This is a genomic window from Sphingomonas sp. IC-11, assembly GCF_021043365.1.
Classification (GTDB): Bacteria; Pseudomonadota; Alphaproteobacteria; order Sphingomonadales; family Sphingomonadaceae; genus Sphingomonas.
Genome location: NZ_JAJNDU010000002.1, coordinates 208710 through 225745 on the forward strand (window position 1 = coordinate 208710; position 17036 = coordinate 225745).

Genomic DNA, 17036 nt, shown 5'->3' on the forward strand with positions numbered 1-17036 from the left:
CCGCGCCGCGCCCGATCGGCATATCGGGAGGGGAATGGATCTGTACCTCCCGATCGCGAACCTCTCGGTCAACGCGCTCGTGATCATCGCCCTGGGCGGTGGAGTCGGGCTCCTGTCCGGCATGTTCGGCGTCGGCGGCGGCTTTCTCACCACCCCGCTGCTGATCGTGTACGGGATCCCGCCCACGGTAGCGGCCGCCTCGGCCGCCAGCCAGGTGACCGGCGCGAGTATTTCGGGCGTGTCCGCTTATTACCGGCGCGGCGGTGTCGACGTGAAGATGGGCGGGGTGATGGTGATCGGCGGCGTGCTGGGCTCGCTGTTCGGTGCGTGGCTGTTCCGCCTGCTGCAAGCGTCCGGCCAGATCGATACGGCGATCGCAATCACCTACGTCCTGCTGCTCGCGTCCATCGGCGGGCTGATGCTGAAGGAATCGCTGGAAGCGATAGCCGTCACCCGCGGGCGGCGGGCCGCGCCGCCACGGCGCCGGCGGCACCACCCGCTCGTCGCCTCGCTGCCGTTCAGGATGCGATTCTACCGCTCGGGCCTGTATATCTCGCCGCTCGCGCCGCTGTTGCTGGGCTTCGGTACGGGCATTCTCACCATCCTGCTGGGCGTGGGTGGCGGATTCGTGCTGGTGCCGGCGATGATCTACCTTTTGGGCATGGCCACGCAGGTGGTGGTGGGTACCTCGCTGTTTCAGATCCTGTTCGTTACCGCCGCCGCCACCATGGTGCATGCCGTGACGACCAAGGCGGTGGACATCGTGCTGGCCGGGCTGCTGCTGATCGGCTCGGTGATCGGCGCACAGGTCGGGGCTCGCTTCGCGGCAAAGGCCCGGCCGGAATATCTGCGGCTGGCACTGGCGCTGATGGTGCTGCTGGTGGCGGGGCGCATCGCGCTGGGGCTGGGCTGGCGACCCGACGAAATCTACTCGATCGAGCTGTCGTGAAGCGAATCGCGTTGATCCTGGCGGCCCCGTTGCTGCTCGCCCAGGCGAAGCCGGTGCTGGTGCCCGATGTGTCGCAGCGCGAAATCCGTATCGCCTATAGCTTTACCGGTGCCGAGCTCCTGTTGTTCGGGGCGATCCTTTATCCCGGCGGCAAACTGCCGGATGACGAACATGCGACCGATCTGGTCGTGGTGGTGAAGGGGCCGGTCCAGTCGATCACGGTTCGCGAGAAGGAAAAACTGGCCGGCGTGTGGGTGAACGCGCAGGCGCTGCGTTATCGTTCGGCGCCCAGTTTCTATGCGATCGCCTCGTCGCGGCCGATCAAGCGGATCGTCGATGATCGTACCCGTGCAATCTACGAACTGGGGCTGGACAGCCTTCAGCTTTCGCCAGCCTCGTCCGCGGCGCCGACCGTGCAGGACCGGTTCGCGCGCGGCCTGGTGGACCTGCGGCGCCGGGCCGGGCTTTACGTCGAAGCGCCCGGTGCGGTGGAGATCACCGAAGGCGTGCTGTACCGCGCCCGCGTCAGCATTCCCGCACGCGTCCCGGTGGGGCAGTTTACCGCAGAGACGTTCCTGATCCGCGACGGCAAGGTGCTGGCGGCGGCGGTCCGCGAAATCACCGTCGAGAAGGCCGGCTTCGAACGCTATGTCGCGCGCGCGGCGGAGCGCAACGCCATCCCTTACGGGCTGGTCGCGGTTGCCATGTCCGTTCTGCTGGGCTGGGGCGCCGGGCGGCTCGCACAGCGCGTGTAACTCACCGAAAGACCGGCCAAATCGCCAATCACCGTCTGTTTACGCTTCGGCTCTAAACCAGAGGGGATGGGAAAGGCCGCAGGAACCCACCATGAGTGAAATGCCGACGCCGCAGGCGTTCGAGCAGGCGATTGCTGCTGCGCAGGCGCGCCGGCCGATCGACCTGGAACCGATCGGCGTTGTGGTGGAAATCGCCGGTTCGTCCAGCCAGGTCCTGTTCGATTCCGCAGCGCTTGCGGGGCTTGCCGGCCATGCTGACCCGGTAATCGCCAGTGGTGGCCAGGTGGGCGGGCAGATCAAGGTGAGGGTCGGTGCATCCTGGCTGATTGCCAACATCCGATCGCTGCGGCTCGAGGATTTCAACACCGGTCGGATCGTCGCCTCCATCGACTTCCTGGGCGAGGGCGATGAAGAGAAACTGACGGGCAAATTATACCAGTTCCGGCGCGGCGTGACTCGCTATCCGACGCCCGGCGCGGAGGTTTACCCCATTTCCAGTGCTGACCTGCGGCAGGTCTATGCCGCGGAGGGACGTGCCCATGTGGAGATCGGCAGCGTCTATCCCGCCAATGATATTCGCGCCGCTTTGTATGTCGATGCGATGCTGGGCAAGCATTTCGCGCTGCTCGGCTCCACCGGCACTGGCAAGTCGACGTCGGCTGCGCTGATCCTGCACCGGATCTGCGAGCTGGCGCCGCAAGGCCATGTGGTGATGATTGATCCCCATGGGGAATATGCCGCGGCGTTCCGTACCAACGGGGCGATCTATGACGTTTCGAACCTTCAGATGCCGTATTGGCTGATGAACTTCGAGGAACATTGCGAAGTGTTCCTGACCACGCAGGGGGCAGAGCGGCAGGTCGACGCGGACATCCTGGCCAAATGCCTGCTCGCCGCCCGCGCCAAGAGCCGCGTTGGCAGCGAGATCCCCAAGCTGACGGTGGATGCGCCCGTCCCCTATCTGCTCAGCGACCTGACGAACCTGATCCAGCTGGAAATGGGCAAGATGGACAAGGCGTCCAACACGGCGCCCTATCTGCGGCTCAAGACCAAGATCGACGAGATCCGGGCCGATCCGCGCTACAGCTTCATGTTCTCGGGCATGCTGGTGGCGGATACGATGGGGGACTTCATCCGTCGCGTCTTTCGCCTGCCGGGCGATGGGCGCCCGATCTCGATCATCGACGTGTCGGGCGTGCCGAACGAGATCACGTCCGTGGTCGTCGCGGTGCTCAGCCGCATGGTGTTCGACTTCGCGATCTGGTCACGCAACGAGCCGCAGCGGCCGATCCTGCTCGTCTGCGAGGAAGCGCATCGCTACATTCCACGCAGCGAAGATGGCTCTTCGGTGGGCCGCATCCTGAGCCGGATCGCCAAGGAAGGGCGTAAATACGGCGTGTCGCTGGGGTTGATCACGCAGCGGCCGTCCGACCTGGCGGAAGGCGTGCTGTCGCAATGCGGCACGATCATCGCCATGCGGCTGAACAACGATCGCGACCAGGCCTTCGTGCGGGCGGCGATGCCGGAGGGTGCGCGCGGCTTCCTCGACTCCATCCCCGCGCTGCGCAATCAGGAATGCATCATCTGCGGCGAGGGCGTGGCGATCCCGATCCGAGTCGCCTTTGACCGACTGGAAGAGGCGAAGCGCCCTGCGTCGGCTGATCCCGTCTTCTCGCAATTGTGGCGCGACGTCGGGCATGAGGACGAGATCATCCAGCGCACCATCCAGAAGTGGCGGGCGCAGGGGCGGTGACGCGCGAGGGCTGACGCCGGCGGCTAAGCGCTTCGGGTTGCCGGTGCGGGCGGGTGGTCCCGACCGGCAACCATGGTAGCGATGGCGAGATCGCCGGTGACGTTCAGGGCGGTGCGGCACATGTCGAGCAGCCGGTCGACCCCAAGCACCAGGCCGATGGCGGTTGGCGGCACCCCGACCATGCCAAGGATGATCGCCACCACCGGCAGCGATCCCGCGGGCACACCGGCCGTGCCGACCCCGCCCAGGATGCAGACGAGCATCACGGTGAGCTGCTGCAGGAGCCCGAGCTCAACGCCGAAGAACTGCGCGAGGAAGATGACAGTCACGCCTTCGAAAATCGCGGTGCCGTTCTGGTTCGCGGTCGCGCCGATGGTGAGAACGAAGCGGGCGACGCGGCGGGGCAGTCCTAATTCGCTTTCCGCGATTCGCAGGCTGGTCGGCAGGGTCGCGTTCGACGACGCGGTGGAGAAGGCCATCACCATCGCTTCCTGGCTGCCGCGAAAGAAGGCGAGCGGGCTCATGCCGGCGGCAAGCCACACGCCCAGCGAATAAACGATGACGAGCTGGATCAGCAGCGCACCCAATACGGTGGCCATGTAGGCGCCGAGCCGCACCAGGATATCCGCCCCGAACAGCGCGGCCAGGTTGAACATGAAGCAGGCGACGGCAATCGGGGCGAGACGGATGACATAGCCGATCAGCGTCATCGTCACCTCAAGCAGACCCTCGATCGCATTTTGCAGCGCTTCGGTCTTTTCCGAACGGGCAAGTACGATGCCGATGCCAAAGGCGAGGGCGAAGAACATCACCGCCAAAATGTCATCGTCCGCCGCGGCGCGGATCACGTTGGCGGGGATGATGCCGAGCACCGAATCGAGCGCGCCGGGCGCCTCGCGCGATTTCTGGACGATCGAGGCGGCGCCTTCGCCCGCCTGTGCCAGCAACTCGCGCGCCATGGCCGGATCCACGCCCTCGCCCGGACGCACCAGATTGACCAGCGCCAGACCGATCGCGACCGACAGGCCCGACAGGATGATCGTGAAGATCAGCGTGCGGATCCCGACCCGGCGCAGCGCGGCAATGTCCCCCATCTCCGCCACGCCGGTGACGAGCGCCGCGAAGAGCAGCGGGATGACCAGCATGAACAGGAGGCGAAGGAAGATCTGCCCGATCGGGCCGGTGACATAGGTGGTGATGTCCTCCACCCAGCCAGCGTCGCCAGCGGTGAGCTTCACGATCAGGCCGCCGATCAGGCCGATGGCGAAACCGGCCAGCATCTGGAGGTGCAGGGGGAATCGTGTCGGCGCCGTATCGTTCATGCGGCGCTGAACGCCCGAGCGCAGCGGGCGGGCCCGACCCGGTGGTGAGCCGGATCCTACTCCTCGCGCGGCCCCAACGAGGGATCGAGATCACGCGGACGGATGAACCGCGTCAGCGTGCCCGATGCAGGGGCTATGCTTGCCCAGTCATCCACGTCGAAGGTCAGTTCCGCGACGGTGGCGGTGGGATATTTCAGCTCGGCCTCGCGAACCAGCGACGGATCACCGCCGCCCATCAGCAAGAGAACGAAATCTTCGAGGCCCGGATTGTGCCCGATCATCAGCAGGTGCCCGGCGTCAGCCGGCGATTCGCGGGCGACGTCCAGCAGGGTGGCGGATGAGGCGAGGTACAGCCGCTTGTCCCAGGCGGGCTCGATTGCCGCGCCATAGCCGGTGGCGACCTCGGCAATGGTCTGGACGACGCGCTCTGCCGGGGAGGCAACGATATGGTCGTAGCGCAGTCCGAGCCGACGCAGGTGGGCGCCGACGACCTGTGCCGCCTTTCGACCCTTCGCGTTGAGCGGCCGGTCGAAATCGCGCGCGACAGTATCATCCCAGCCCGATTTGGCGTGGCGCAGCAGCGTCAACGTCTTCAAGCTTGATCTCCGTCAGGGTGCGGGAGCCGCCTCATGCCCGAAGGTTGCGCGCGAGGAAAGCCGGGATGCGACTCGCGCGATCGCCTCATCCAGCGGAACGCGCGCAATTGGCACACCCGGCGGAAAGGCATCGAGCAGGCGCGAGGGCGTCGCCGCCGACAGAAGAACAAAGACGCCGCGATCCTCCGCCGATCGGATCAGCCGCCCGAAGGCTTGCGCCATGCGGGCCCGGACGATGCGATCGTCATAGGCGCTGCCACCGTTGGCGAGGCGCCGGGCGGCGTGAAGGACCGTCGGCTTTGGCCATGGCACACCTTCCATCACGACGAGCCGCAGCGAATGACCGGGGACGTCCACCCCGTCGCGCAGCGCGTCGGTGCCCAGCAGCGAGGCGTGGGGATCATCCCGGAAGATGTCGACCAGCGTGCCGGTGTCGATCGGATCGACATGCTGTGCCAGCAGCGGGAGCCCGGCCCGGGCGAGCCGATCGGCAATGCGGGCGTGAACCCCGCGAAGTCGGCGAATGGCGGTGAACAACCCAAGGGTGCCGCCCCCTGCCGCCTCGATCAGCCGGGCATAGGCGCCCGCCAGCGCCGGCACGTCGCCGCGCTTCACGTCTGTCACCACCAGCACCTCGGCGCGCGCGGCATAGTCGAACGGGCTTTCGGCCTGGAAGCGGACGGCAGGGCGCGCGAGATGCGGCGCGCCCACGCGGGCCTCCGCCGTTTCCCAAGTGCCGCCAGCGGTGAGGGTGGCAGAGGTGACGAGCGCGCCATGCGACGGCTTCAGCACGATCTCGGCAAAGGGGCGCGTCGGATCGAGCCAGCGGCGGTGCAGCCCGATGTCGAACTCGCGGCCCTCGACGCGATCCACAGCGAGCCAGTCAACGAAGTCCGCGCTTGCCGGGCCGCCGATGCGGGCGATCAGCGACAGCCACGCAGCAACGATCTCCGCACGCCAGCCAAGCGAGGCAATGGCGCCCTCCACCCGCGCGCGGGCCGCGCCATCGAGCCAGTCCGGCGCATCCGCCAGCACGGCCTCCAGCCTTTTCCCCAAGGCAACCAGCGGCCGGTACAGCGCGTCCAACGCCTCCGCCGCGGGGCCTGCCGCCTCGATCAGCTCCGGCGACGGCTCGGCGAGCTCTGTTTCCAGGCCGTAGCCGGCATCTCCTGCCCCCTCGGCACGCGCATAGGTGAGGCCGCGAACGCTCGCGAGCAGCGTTTCGATCGGCCCGAACGGTGCGCCCTCGGCCAATCGTTGCAGCCAGCCATCGGCGGCGAGGCCTTGCGCGGCCTTTACCGCATCGGAGATCGCCTGCGCGCCGGCCTCGTCATAGCTTGCGACATCGGAGAGGCGCGCAGCAAGGCCGCGACGTCGACCCCGGCTGCCCGCCTCCGGCCCGATGATCCACCGGCGCAGCTCGATGGTTTCCTGCCCGGTAAGCGCGGTGGCGAACATCGAGTCGGCGGCATCGAACAGATGATGCCCCTCGTCGAACACGTAACGGGTCGGACGAGTCGCCAGTTCACGCCCACGCGCCGCATTGACCATCACCAGCGCATGATTGGCGATGACGATGTCCGCCTCCGCAGAAGCGCGTGCGGCGCGCTCGATGAAGCATTTCCGATAGTGCGGGCAGCCGGCATAGACGCATTCGCCGCGGCGATCGGTGAGCGCCGTCGACCCGTTGCGCCGGAACAATGTGGTGAGCCAGCCGGGCAAGTCCCCGCCAACCATATCGCCATCCGCGGTATAGGCCGCCCAGCGCGCCACGAGGTGCGCCAGAACCGCGGCTCGCCCGGCGAAGCCGCCCTGCAGGGCATCCTCAAGGTTGAGGAGACACAGATAGTTTTCCCGCCCCTTGCGGGTCACGACCTTGCGACGGCGGACGGCTTCGTCGGGATAGATCCGCCGCGTTTCACGGCTGAGCTGACGTTGTAGCGCCTTGGTATAGGTGGAGACCCACACCGCGCCGCCCGCGGCATCCGACCAGAGGCTGGCCGGCGCGAGATAGCCGAGGGTCTTGCCGATCCCGGTTCCCGCTTCGGCGAGCACGAGATTGGGCACGTCGCGGGCAGGGCGCGGCGCGAAGGCGCCCGCGGCTGCCTGAGCAAAAGCGCGCTGGCCGGGCCGAGTCTCGGCGCCGGGGCCGACAAGGTCAGCCAGCGCTTGCTGCGTGGCGTCGGCGGCAAGTGTGACCGTGCGCGGCGCGGGCCGGGGCGCCGCTTCATCCCATTCGGGCAGCTTCGAGAACAGCCAGCGTTCGTCCCGCGCCGGCTTGCGCAGGCGATCGACCAGCAACGGTGCCCACGACCAGCGCAGGCGGAACAGCGACTGGGCTGCACTCCACGCGCCCTCGCGCTCGCGCCAGTCACCTTCGGGGATGGCAAGGAGCCGCTGAGTCGCGGCGAGGAGAAACGGGGCGACTGCGCCATCATCCGCCGGCAGCTCCAGCCCGGTGGCAGCAGCGAGCCCCTTTGGCGTCGGCACCATGAAGCTCGCCGGGCGGAGAAAGGCGAACAGTTCCAGCAGATCAAGGCCGGAAAGGTCGGCATAGCCCAGCCGCTGGCCGACCAGCGGTGCATTCATCATGATCATCGGCGTGTCCGCAGCGGCGCGGATCGCCTCTCCCCTGGAAACCGCTCGCACTTCCCCGCCGTGCGCGATCCAGATGCCGGTATGGCTCGCATGAAGCGCCGGGTAGGGGAGCGAGATCACGCCGGATGATATAGAACAAAGCGGCAACCGGCGCTAGGGCGCTGTCCTGAACGCCCTTGTTGTAGTTGCGACGCAAGTGCAACGATAGTTGTGGCCGCGGCATCGTATTGGCCTCGACAAAGCGCACGCGAAGGCTGGATTCGGCGGCCCCCCTGTGCTTAAGGCCCACTGTTTTCGGTTTTGTAAGGCGAGCCCCGGCATGAACATTCATGAATATCAGGCCAAGGAACTGCTGGCGAAGTTCGGCGTGCCCGTTCCCGCGGGCTATGCGGCAATGAGCGTCGAGGAAGCGGTTGAAGCCTCCAAGAAGCTGCCGGGGCCGCTGTACGTCGTGAAGGCACAGATCCACGCTGGCGGGCGCGGCAAGGGCAAGTTCAAGGAACTGCCGGCGGAGGCCAAGGGTGGCGTCCGCCTCGCCAAGACCGAGGACGAGGTTCGCCATGCCGCGACCGAGATGCTCGGCAACACGCTGGTGACGATCCAGACGGGTGATGCCGGCAAGCAGGTCAATCGCCTGTACGTCACCGACGGCGTTGATATCGCCAAGGAATTCTACCTGGCCCTGCTCGTCGATCGCGCGACCGGCCGCGTCGCCTTTGTTGTGTCGACCGAGGGTGGCATGGACATCGAGACCGTCGCGCATGACACGCCGGAGAAGATCCACACCTTCTCGGTCGACCCCGCGACCGGTTTTCAGCCGCACCATGGCCGCGCCGTCGCGAATGCGCTGGGCCTCACCGGCGACCTCGCCAAGCAGGCGCAGAGCCTCGCAGGGAAGGTCTATGACGCCTTCCTCGGCACTGATGCGGCGCAGATCGAAATCAACCCGCTGGCGGTGACCGACGACAACAAGCTGATGGTGCTCGACGCCAAGGTCGGCTTCGACGGCAACGCCATGTTCCGCCACAAGGATCTCGCCGAACTGCGCGATGAGACCGAGGAAGATCCGGCCGAGCTGGAAGCGTCGAAGTACGACCTCGCCTACATCAAGCTCGATGGCGACATCGGCTGCATGGTGAACGGCGCCGGCCTCGCCATGGCGACGATGGACATCATCAAGCTGAACGGCATGTTCCCGGCGAACTTCCTCGACGTCGGTGGCGGCGCTTCGAAGGAGAAGGTCACCGCGGCGTTCAAGATCATCCTTGCCGATCCGAACGTGAAGGGCATCCTCGTCAACATCTTTGGCGGGATCATGAAGTGCGACATCATCGCCGAGGGCATCGTTGCCGCGGCGAAGGAAGTTAATCTGTCGGTGCCGCTTGTCGTTCGGCTCGAGGGTACCAATGTCGAGAAGGGCAAGGAAATCCTCGCGAATTCCGGCCTCGCCATCGTTCCCGCGAACGATCTGGGCGATGCCGCGCAGAAGATCGTCGCCGAGGTGAAGAAGGCGGCGTAAGTTTCGACTGATCGTTCTCCATCGTCATGCCGGCTCTGGCCGGCATCTCCCCGACATGGAGCGCGACGCAACCGGGAGACCCCGGCGCTGGCCGGGGTGACGCTTGGGAGAGTGGAATGAAGGTTCTGGTGCCGGTCAAGCGCGTGCTTGACTATAACGTGAAGCCCCGCGTGAAGGCGGACGGGACGGGGGTCGATCTGGCCAACGTCAAGATGAGCATGAACCCGTTCGACGAGATCGCGGTCGAGGAAGCCATTCGCCTGAAGGAAAAGGGCGTGGCGACTGAGATCGTCGTTGTCTCGATCGGCGAGCAGAAGGCGCAGGAAACGCTGCGTACCGCGCTTGCCATGGGTGCGGATCGCGCGATCCTCGTCACCTCTGACGACAAGGTCGAGCCGCTCGCCGTCGCGAAGATCCTGAAGGCGGTTGCCGCCGAGGAACAGCCGCAGCTCATCATCCTGGGCAAGCAGGCGATCGACGACGACAACAACCAGACCGGCCAGATGCTCGCCGGCCTGCTCGGCTGGGGCCAGGGCACGTTCGCGTCCAAGGTCGAAGTGTCGGGCGAGACCGTCAAGGTTACCCGCGAAGTCGATGGTGGTCTCGAAACCGACAACTTCAAGCTGCCGGCGATCGTCACCACCGATCTTCGCCTGAACGAGCCGCGCTACGCCTCGCTGCCGAACATCATGAAGGCAAAGTCGAAGCCGCTCGCGACGAAGACCGCCGCCGATTACGGCGTCGACACGAGCCCACGCGTCAAGACGCTGAAGGTCGTCGAGCCGGGCAAGCGCCAGGCGGGCGTCAAGGTCGCCGATGTCGACGAGCTGGTGATGAAGCTCAAGGCGATGGGCGTCGCGAAGTAAGCGCAACGCCGGTCACTGATCCCGTTCCGGGTGCCGCGTGGACGCGGCCCCGACGGGGAGAGGAAAGAGGTTCAAGATGAAGACTCTGGTTTGGGTCGAGCACGACGGTTCGACCGTCAAGGATGCCACGCTCGCCGCGGTGACCGCCGCGTCGAAGCTGGGCGAAGTTCACCTGCTGGTCGCCGGCAAGGGTGTCGATGGCGTGGCACAGGCAGCCGCCAAGATCGCTGGCGTGGGCAAGGTCCACGTCGCTGACGACGACGCCTATGCGCATGCGCTGGCCGAAAACGTTGCGCCGCTGGTCGTTGAGCTGATGGGCCATCACGACGCGTTCGTCGCGCCGGCCACCACCTCGGCCAAGAACATCGCGCCGCGCGTCGCCGCGCTGCTGGACGTGATGCAGATCTCCGAAGTGCTCTCGGTTGAGAGCGAGGACACGTTCACCCGCCCGATCTACGCCGGCAACGCGATTGCGACGGTGCAGACGTCGGACGCGAAGAAGGTTCTGACCGTCCGCACCACTGCCTTCGAAAAGGCGGCGGCAGAGGGTGGCTCGGGCACTGTCGAGGCGGTTGCGTCGACGGGCGATAAGGGCCTGTCCACCTACGAAAGCTCGGAAATCGCCAAGAGCGCACGTCCGGAACTCGCCAGCGCGAAGATCATCGTCTCGGGTGGCCGCGCGCTTCAGAATGGCGAGAACTTCTCCAAGATCATCGAGCCGCTGGCCGACAAGCTCGGCGCCGGCGTCGGTGCCAGCCGCGCGGCGGTGGACGCCGGCTTCGTGCCGAACGACTATCAGGTCGGCCAGACCGGCAAGATCGTCGCCCCGGAAGTCTATATCGCCGTCGGCATTTCCGGCGCGATCCAGCACCTTGCCGGCATGAAGGATTCCAAGACCATCATCGCCATCAACAAGGACGAGGACGCGCCGATCTTCCAGGTCGCGGACATCGGCCTCGTCGGCGACCTGTTCAAGGTGGTTCCGGAGCTGACCGAGAAGCTCTGAGCGGGCCTGCGCAGGCCCGGCGTTCGCCGGGTCAGGGCGCCCGGCTCCGCTGCTCGTGAAGTTACCAGCGAAGTAAAAGAAGGGGCGGCGCTGACGGCAGCGTCGCCCCTTCTTTATTTCCGATCGGCCCCTGTTCGCAGCCGGCGCTCATCGTTTCCGCGATTTGCGTGACGGCGAGCCGCGGGGCGGCTCCTCCGCGGGCATCGATTGGCGCTCGTTCTGTTAGGGCTGGCGCTGAGGTGCGCGGGCTTCCAGGGCTTCCCGGCGCGAGCGCCCGATGCGCCCTGTGCCGCGGGTGACGCTTGGCGGCCGACCGCCGGCAAGCTCCGGCGCGTGACTATCGTGTTACGAGGGGTTGCGGCCAGTGCCGAGGTCTGCGCGATGCCATGCGATCGCCTGGGCGAGTTCGTGCTGTTGGGCGAGCCCGAGATGCGCCGCCTGCGCGCGCGTGTCTTGAGCCCGCTTGGCGGCGCGACGCTCCGCAATGGCGCGTTCCCGATGATAGAGATCCAGCTGATCCTCTTCCGTCATCATCGCCGCTCCCGAATGATTGATCACATACCTCGCGCGTTGAGACTCCGCCTCGGTCAGCCACGATGATCATCGCTCAGGCGTAAACGTTTGATCGCCTCAACCCTGTTGTTCTTGCCGCAATTTGCGTGCTTGGCAGCGTTGTGATGCGCTGTCGCGCCCACCGTCTCTCCACCGTCTCCGGTTAACGGATCAACCTGCGCGACGTGGATTTCCGTTCGCCCGCTTTCTCGCTGCGTCTCGCAGTACGGCCGGTTCCGCTCCACACGCCGGAACGCTACCAGAAGCGCATGATCATTCCAGGCATAAGGGGCGGCCGAGCGGTCATGCTGGTGAGCGGGGCACTGGCGCTCGCTGGCTGCAGCACGGCCCGATACCGACCCGTGAGCGACACCCCTGTGGTGGTCGGAAAGCCCTATACCATTCGCGGGGTGACATACCGCCCTGCGGCAGACCCAGACTTTGACGTGCTGGGATATGCCAGCTGGTACGGTGCGGAAAGCGGCAACCGAGTGGCTCTGGGCGAACGGTTCCGCCCCAAATGGATCACGGGAGCGCACACCACGCTCCCGCTGCCGACCTATGTCGAAGTGACGGCGCTGGACACCGGCCGTACGATCCTGGTGAGGATCAATGACCGCGGGCCTTTCGCGCGCGGGCGGATCCTCGATCTCTCCCGGGGGGCGGCGGAGCAGCTTGGAATGCGGGGCGCAGGGGTGGCGGCCGTCCGGGTGCGGCGCGTCGATCCGCCTGAAAAGGAGCGCGCGCGACTGCGCAAGGGCAAGCCCGTCGCCGAGCGGCCACGGCTGAGCGAGGCGGCGCTCGCGTCATTGCGGGCGCAGCTGGCGCAAGGCGTGCGCCAAGGGCTGGTCCAGGCGCCCTGATGGGTCTTGGGTGCCCCTCTTCCCTCAGAGGTGCCTTGCGGGGACTGTGAGCGCCAGGGGCACCCGGGATCGGCTGCATCCGCCCATCACACGCTCGCGCACTGGTGACCTGCCGAGCATCACGGCGTGCTCAATGGCTTCCACGAAAACCCCAAATCAAAAACCCCACCAGCCCGTTGGGATGGTGGGGTTTTAGATGGTGGGCGTGGCAAGGATTGAACTTGCGACCCCTGCGATGTCAACACAGTGCTCTACCACTGAGCTACACGCCCTCCGGGAGCGGCGCCATTAGCCGGGCTGCGGAACCGGCGCAAGCCCCGTTTAGTGTAATTCCTGAAATTCTCCGATCTCGAACATGCGATCCACTTCCATGACGAGGTCGCGCAGGTGGAACGGCTTGGAGAGCACGCGGGCCTGGGGCATTGCCTTGCCGGCCTTCAGCGTCACTGCGGCAAAGCCAGTGATGAACATGACCCGCAGCTTCGGACGCAGTTCGCCGGCGCGCTGCGCAAGTTCGATCCCGTCCATTTCTGGCATGACGATATCGGTCAGCAGCAGATCGAATTCTTCCTCTTCGATCAGGGGCAGGGCAGCCGTTCCGCGGTCAACAGCAGTCACCGCATAGCCGGACTTCTCCAGCGCGCGCGCGAGATACTCGCGCATCACCTGGTCGTCCTCCGCCAGCAAGATTCGGATCATTCGTGGGTCCTTGCGATCAGCCACCAGCATATGCGGAAATCCTTTAACGTTTTCCAGCCGATGACGGTGATTGCTGTATCGCATTGCGACAGGGGGACTTACTCCATAGGCTGATGGGCGATGCAATTGTCCTTTGACGCGGTCGGCGAGCTGCCTCCAGCCAGCCCGGTGGTGCTGTCGGTGCCGCACGCCGGGCGGGACTATCCGCTGCCGCTGCACGATGCCCTCAGGGTACCGCTGACCGCGCTGACGGTTCTGGAGGACCGATTCGTGGATCAGCTCGCGCTGGCCGCCCGGCGGGGCGAGACAGCGATCGTCCAACGGGTGGCCCGGGCATGGATCGACCTTAATCGTGCGGAGCATGATCGCGATCCGCGATTGGATGACGGCGCACCGGCCGGGCACCTAAGTGCCAAGGTCCGCAGCGGCCTTGGCCTGGTGCCGCGCCGTACGACCGCCTCGGGCGAGTTGTGGCGGCGGCGTCTGGAGGGTGATGAAGTCGTCGCCCGCATCGCGTCGGTGCATCGGCCGTATCATGAGGCACTGGCGGCGGCCCTGACGGCGGCAAAGGCAAGGTTCGGCGTTGCGGTCTTGCTGGATATTCATTCCATGCCGCCCATCGCTGGCAGCCGCACGCGCATTGTCATCGGCGACCGCTTCGGGCGATCCGCGTCGCATCGCTTTGTCCGGCGGATGGAGGCGGCGATTGCGGCCAGGCAGCACGAGTACAGCCTGAACGTGCCTTATGCCGGCGGCTATATCCTGGAGCGCCACGGCAATCCGCGGCAGCATATTCACGCCATTCAGCTCGAGATCGATCGGTCGCTCTATCTGGACGGGCGCCTTGATCGTCCGGGCACCGGCTTCGGCCATATCGCCGCCCTCGTGCGTAACATCATCGACGGGCTGGAGGAAGAAGCGCTGGACCAGTCCACGGCGCTTGCCGCGGAATAAAAAAACCACCTCGGGCGAGGCCCGAGGTGGCCAAGGTTCAGGGAGGAGACACACCGTGAGGTGTGCCATACGGTTCCGCGAAAGGGGGGACACGGAAACCGTACCTGCATAACGTAATGTACCGGCGGGTGGTTTCAACCCTTGGACGGGAAAGCGAGAATTTTCGTCGACAAGCCGTCGCGGGAGCTCACCCGAGGACGTCGGCACCCCGATCCAACGAGCCGAAAAACGGGCGGCAGCCAACACAGCAGAAGGGCGCCACTCCGTCCGATGCCGGAGTGGCGCCCTCGCTGACCATGATGTTGTTTAGAACGCCGTCAGGCGCTGAGCGTCGGCTGCGGCATCTTGCCGAGGCTGACCTGGCGCGCGAACACTTCGCGCATCAGCGACAGCGAGAAGAGGTGGGCATAGAGCAGCGGGAGCATGCCGCTCTTGGTCATCTTGCGCAGCTGATCGCCGCGCAGATCCTGAAGCTTCTCTTCGTTGATCATCTGGAAGCCGCGATACACGAACGGCTGTTCATAGCCCTCGTGCTGGATCGAGACTTCGCCGTCCATCAGAAGCTCGGTCTCACGCAGCTCGTTCATGAACTGGGCGGTACGGGCGCCAGCCTGCTCAAACTGTTCGTTGAAGGCGAGAATGTTCTTGGTGACTTCGCTCGGCTGACCGTTCTCGAACAGCGGCTGACCCTCGTCGAACTGGCCGATCGTGTCCGACGTCGGATCGAAGCAGAGCGAGAGCTCCTGCGCGTCCGGACGCAGACGCGCCAGCAGATAGGGATAGCGGCGGATGTAAGCGGGGACGTAGAAATTATCCTCGACCAGCTTGCCATCGGCATCGACGAAGACGTTCACGCCCTCGTTCAGGCCCATCAGCGCGATTGGCACCGAATCCTCGCCGGCCGAAAAGACGATCGGCATGTAACGCTGCACCAGCGCAAATTCGTCGATGGTGATCGGAATCGCATGCTGGGTCGCCAGAAACGGCGCCGACTGGGCAGGGCGGATCTTATAGTCGGCGTGCAACTCGCTAGAGAGCGGCTCAAGGCCGTTGTAGAAAAGCGGAAGTTGCTGCTGCGGCGCGCTGGCCATCAAATCTCTCCAGATACGGACAAGGAGCGGCGCCCGCCGCCCGAACCCGCGCGCACTATTCGTCCGCGGCGCTTGGCGCAAGCGTGACGAGTTTGCCGGGATTGAAGATACCGGCGGGATCGAGTGCACCTTTGATCGCGCGCAACGCAGCCATTCGCGGCGGCGGAGAGAGCCGCTCCAGTTCGTGAAGCTTCATCTGGCCGATGCCATGCTCTGCGGAGATCGAGCCGCCGGCCGCAACGACAAGATCATCGACAAATCGCGTCACAATGGGTGCTTCTTCGGCAAGCCACCGGGTGCGATCGGCGCCGGCGGGGGCGCGGACGTGAAAGTGCACGTTACCGTCGCCCAGATGCCCGAAGCCGCTGGCGCGGGTGCCGGGAAAACGGGCGTCGCAAGCAGCGGCAGCCTCGATGAGGAAGCGGGGCATGGCTTCGACCGGAACCGAAATGTCGTGCTGCGCGGCAGGCCCAGTGGCGCGCTCCGCATCCGAGATCGAATCGCGGATGCGCCAGAATGCGTCAGCCTGCGCCTCATTGGCGGCGATCGCTGCGTCGGCAACGATGCCGTCCCCGATGGCGGATTGGAGAACGTGCTCGACAAAGGCGGCAGGGGCAGGAGCGGCAGGGTCGCTTGCCACCGCCTCCACCAGCACGTGCCAGGGGTGGGCGCCCGCTAGCGGCGCGCGCGTTCCCGGGATGTGCGTGAGCACGGCCTGGAAGGATTCCGACGGAAGCAATTCGAAGCTCTCCACCGCATTGCCCGCTGCCTCGAAGCGACGCAGGAGCTGTAGCGCGGCCTCGGGTGTGGCGAGGCCGATCCAGGCCACCGCGCGCGCGGTGATGGCCGGCGCCAGGCGGAGCGTGGCCGCGGTGATGATCCCCAGGGTTCCTTCTGCGCCGATCAGAAGCTGGTTCAGGTCATAGCCGCGGTTGTCCTTCTTAAGCGCAGCCAATCCTTCATACAGGCTGCCGTCGCTGAGAACCGCCTCGACGCCGGCAACGAGGCCGCGCATCGTTCCCCAGCGCAGCACCTGCGTGCCACCCGCATTGGTGGAGACCAGCCCCCCGATCGTTGCCGAGCCGCGACTGCCCAGCGTCAGTGGAAAGCGGCGCCCCTCCGCCGCGACTGCGTCGTGCAAATCGGACAGGATCACGCCCGCCTCGGCAATGGCGAGACTTCCGTCGCGATCAATCGATCGTATGCGATTGAGCCGCCGCAGTGAGAGGATGACGGCCTCACCGGATTCAGGCGGCGTGGCGCCACCGACCATCGACGTGTTGCCCCCCTGCGCCACGAGCGGCACGCCCTCGCTGGTCGCACCCGCCACGATCGACTGCACCTCCGCCACCGTCGCGGGTTCGAACAGGATCGGCGCATGGCCATGCCAGCGGCCGCGCCAATCCGTCTCCCACGGTGCAATCGCGTCCCGATCCGTGACGATGGCGCGCGCCGAAAGGCGCGGTGCAAGCGAGTTCAGCAGGCGGATCTGTTGCGGAGTCATCGCCACATG

The 17036-nt window shown here is 66.0% G+C and carries 15 protein-coding genes and 1 tRNA gene; 8 read left to right on the forward strand and 8 right to left on the reverse strand.

Going from position 1 to position 17036, the window contains the following annotated elements:
- Window positions 1-34: 34 nt before the first annotated feature.
- The 3 genes from LQ954_RS09615 (at window position 35) to LQ954_RS09625 (ending at window position 3457) form a co-directional block, all read left to right on the forward strand.
- Complete coding sequence (locus LQ954_RS09615) at window positions 35-949, forward strand: sulfite exporter TauE/SafE family protein (protein WP_231022892.1); 915 nt, start codon at window positions 35-37, stop codon at window positions 947-949.
- Window positions 946-1704: a TIGR02186 family protein gene (locus LQ954_RS09620; RefSeq protein WP_227771803.1), complete on the forward strand. Its 759-nt coding sequence runs from the start codon at window positions 946-948 to the stop codon at window positions 1702-1704. Before LQ954_RS09615 ends, LQ954_RS09620 begins: the two co-directional genes overlap by 4 nt.
- A 91-nt stretch (window positions 1705-1795) precedes the next feature.
- Window positions 1796-3457 (forward strand): ATP-binding protein, encoded by a 1662-nt coding sequence (locus LQ954_RS09625; RefSeq protein WP_231022893.1) that lies wholly within the window; start codon window positions 1796-1798, stop codon window positions 3455-3457.
- Between the two features lie 23 nt (window positions 3458-3480).
- Here LQ954_RS09625 and LQ954_RS09630 read toward each other — a convergent pair whose 3' ends face one another.
- From LQ954_RS09630 to LQ954_RS09640, 3 genes are read right to left on the reverse strand one after another with little or no spacing between them, the layout of a single operon-like run.
- Window positions 3481-4779, reverse strand: coding sequence for a dicarboxylate/amino acid:cation symporter (locus LQ954_RS09630; RefSeq protein WP_231022894.1), 1299 nt, complete (start codon window positions 4777-4779; stop codon window positions 3481-3483).
- Window positions 4780-4835: 56 nt separating this feature from the next.
- Entirely contained in the window at window positions 4836-5375 is a 540-nt protein-coding gene (locus LQ954_RS09635; RefSeq protein WP_231022895.1) for a SixA phosphatase family protein, read from the reverse strand.
- Window positions 5376-5387: 12 nt separating this feature from the next.
- Window positions 5388-8093: an ATP-dependent DNA helicase gene (locus tag LQ954_RS09640; RefSeq protein ID WP_231022896.1), complete on the reverse strand. Its 2706-nt coding sequence runs from the start codon at window positions 8091-8093 to the stop codon at window positions 5388-5390.
- Between the two features lie 199 nt (window positions 8094-8292).
- On the opposite strand from LQ954_RS09640, the gene sucC reads away from it, so the two are divergent.
- From sucC to LQ954_RS09655, 3 genes are all read left to right on the forward strand, one after another.
- Window positions 8293-9492: an ADP-forming succinate--CoA ligase subunit beta gene (gene sucC / locus LQ954_RS09645; RefSeq protein ID WP_231022897.1), complete on the forward strand. Its 1200-nt coding sequence runs from the start codon at window positions 8293-8295 to the stop codon at window positions 9490-9492.
- A gap of 116 nt (window positions 9493-9608) precedes the next feature.
- Window positions 9609-10358 (forward strand): electron transfer flavoprotein subunit beta/FixA family protein, encoded by a 750-nt coding sequence (locus LQ954_RS09650; RefSeq protein ID WP_231023032.1) that lies wholly within the window; start codon window positions 9609-9611, stop codon window positions 10356-10358.
- 76 nt (window positions 10359-10434) lie between these two features.
- On the forward strand, window positions 10435-11364 hold the full coding sequence (locus LQ954_RS09655; protein ID WP_227771796.1) for an electron transfer flavoprotein subunit alpha/FixB family protein: 930 nt from the start codon (window positions 10435-10437) through the stop codon (window positions 11362-11364).
- Between the two features lie 345 nt (window positions 11365-11709).
- Here LQ954_RS09655 and LQ954_RS09660 read toward each other — a convergent pair whose 3' ends face one another.
- Window positions 11710-11898: a hypothetical protein gene (locus LQ954_RS09660; protein ID WP_231022898.1), complete on the reverse strand. Its 189-nt coding sequence runs from the start codon at window positions 11896-11898 to the stop codon at window positions 11710-11712.
- A gap of 323 nt (window positions 11899-12221) precedes the next feature.
- On the opposite strand from LQ954_RS09660, the gene LQ954_RS09665 reads away from it, so the two are divergent.
- Entirely contained in the window at window positions 12222-12779 is a 558-nt protein-coding gene (locus LQ954_RS09665; protein WP_227771925.1) for a septal ring lytic transglycosylase RlpA family protein, read from the forward strand.
- A 197-nt stretch (window positions 12780-12976) separates the two neighbouring features.
- Here LQ954_RS09665 and LQ954_RS09670 read toward each other — a convergent pair.
- Both LQ954_RS09670 and cpdR read right to left on the reverse strand, forming a co-directional pair.
- A tRNA-Val gene (locus tag LQ954_RS09670) sits at window positions 12977-13051 on the reverse strand.
- A gap of 49 nt (window positions 13052-13100) precedes the next feature.
- The gene (gene cpdR / locus LQ954_RS09675; RefSeq protein WP_227771794.1) at window positions 13101-13478 is read right to left on the reverse strand and encodes a cell cycle two-component system response regulator CpdR; all 378 of its coding nucleotides are present in this window, start codon (window positions 13476-13478) and stop codon (window positions 13101-13103) included.
- A gap of 120 nt (window positions 13479-13598) precedes the next feature.
- On the opposite strand from cpdR, the gene LQ954_RS09680 reads away from it, so the two are divergent.
- The gene (locus LQ954_RS09680) at window positions 13599-14432 is read left to right on the forward strand and encodes an N-formylglutamate amidohydrolase (RefSeq protein WP_231022899.1); all 834 of its coding nucleotides are present in this window, start codon (window positions 13599-13601) and stop codon (window positions 14430-14432) included.
- Window positions 14433-14749: 317 nt separating this feature from the next.
- Here the strand turns inward: LQ954_RS09680 and LQ954_RS09685 are convergent, their stop codons facing one another.
- Window positions 14750-15523, reverse strand: coding sequence for a SapC family protein (locus LQ954_RS09685; RefSeq protein ID WP_227771792.1), 774 nt, complete (start codon window positions 15521-15523; stop codon window positions 14750-14752).
- Between the two features lie 55 nt (window positions 15524-15578).
- A complete protein-coding gene (locus tag LQ954_RS09690) occupies window positions 15579-17027 on the reverse strand; it encodes an FAD-binding oxidoreductase (RefSeq protein ID WP_231022900.1) in 1449 nt (482 codons plus the stop codon).
- Between the last annotated feature and the right edge of the window lie 9 nt (window positions 17028-17036).

Bases quoted from the DNA above. Each gene is read 5' to 3' on its own strand.
- LQ954_RS09615 (WP_231022892.1), top strand. From the start codon at position 35: ATGGATCTGTACCTCCCGATCGCGAACCTCTCGGTCAACGCGCTCGTG.
- LQ954_RS09625 (WP_231022893.1), top strand. From the start codon at position 1,796: ATGAGTGAAATGCCGACGCCGCAGGCGTTCGAGCAGGCGATTGCTGCT.
- LQ954_RS09630 (WP_231022894.1), bottom strand. From the start codon at position 4,779: ATGAACGATACGGCGCCGACACGATTCCCCCTGCACCTCCAGATGCTG.
- sucC (WP_231022897.1), top strand. From the start codon at position 8,293: ATGAACATTCATGAATATCAGGCCAAGGAACTGCTGGCGAAGTTCGGC.
- LQ954_RS09650 (WP_231023032.1), top strand. From the start codon at position 9,609: ATGAAGGTTCTGGTGCCGGTCAAGCGCGTGCTTGACTATAACGTGAAG.
- LQ954_RS09655 (WP_227771796.1), top strand. From the start codon at position 10,435: ATGAAGACTCTGGTTTGGGTCGAGCACGACGGTTCGACCGTCAAGGAT.
- LQ954_RS09660 (WP_231022898.1), bottom strand. From the start codon at position 11,898: ATGATGACGGAAGAGGATCAGCTGGATCTCTATCATCGGGAACGCGCC.
- LQ954_RS09665 (WP_227771925.1), top strand. From the start codon at position 12,222: ATGCTGGTGAGCGGGGCACTGGCGCTCGCTGGCTGCAGCACGGCCCGA.
- cpdR (WP_227771794.1), bottom strand. From the start codon at position 13,478: ATGATCCGAATCTTGCTGGCGGAGGACGACCAGGTGATGCGCGAGTAT.
- LQ954_RS09680 (WP_231022899.1), top strand. From the start codon at position 13,599: ATGCAATTGTCCTTTGACGCGGTCGGCGAGCTGCCTCCAGCCAGCCCG.
- LQ954_RS09685 (WP_227771792.1), bottom strand. From the start codon at position 15,523: ATGGCCAGCGCGCCGCAGCAGCAACTTCCGCTTTTCTACAACGGCCTT.
- LQ954_RS09690 (WP_231022900.1), bottom strand. From the start codon at position 17,027: ATGACTCCGCAACAGATCCGCCTGCTGAACTCGCTTGCACCGCGCCTT.